Source organism: Oleiphilus sp. HI0066 (assembly GCF_001635725.1).
This window is the reverse complement of record NZ_LWFH01001748.1, coordinates 1-706: the sequence shown is the minus strand read 5'-3', so window position 1 is coordinate 706 and position 706 is coordinate 1. Positions and strand designations below refer to the sequence as shown.

The 706-nt window shown below is 44.8% G+C and carries 1 pseudogene; it reads right to left on the bottom strand.

Annotated elements, in window-relative coordinates:
* A pseudogene (locus tag A3738_RS27195) lies at nt 1–706 on the bottom strand (cbb3-type cytochrome oxidase assembly protein CcoS); the annotation flags it as partial.

The window sequence follows — 706 nt, the reverse complement described above, 5'->3', positions numbered from 1 at the left end:
ATCGTTTGAGTGCTTGGTTTTGCAGCTTGAGCTTTCCCAATAAGCCTAACGATTGATGATAAGCGGCTTTGTTTCGCGGAGGCGGTTACTCGAATGTCTATGGTGTTATCCATATTTGCGGTACCGGCATGAATAACATCGCCCGTCGCTTTATATATTGGCAAGAATTCGCCTGTTAATGCGGATTCGTCAAACCTGGTAGAGCCGTTTTCGATTAAGCCATCTGCTGCGGCTAATTCGCCCTGTTTAATGCGGATGATATCGCCGACTTGAATACGCTGAGATACCAGGCTTTTTGTACTATCGCCTTCAACCAATGTGGCAGTTTCTGGAAGCAGTTGGTCCATATCTACATCATCATTTAAATAACGATGGCGTGTCTGCATTTCAATGAACCGACCCAGTAAAAGGAAGAACGCAAACATTGAAACAGAATCAAAATATACGTCTGATTCTAAGGTTGGGACGGTAGTAATGGTTGTATAGCTGCTCGCTAAGAACGCAATAATAATCGCAAATGAAACAGGCATGTCCATGCCTAGTTTGCGTGATTTGAGACTGCGAATAGCGGCTCTGTAAAAGGGGAGTGAAGCAAAGGCAACAACTGGCGCGGCCATGAACATGCTGACCCATCGAAATAGCGAAATCAGTTGCGTGTCGAGGTCGTTATACATTCCCAAATAGAGAGGGATAGAGAACATCATGT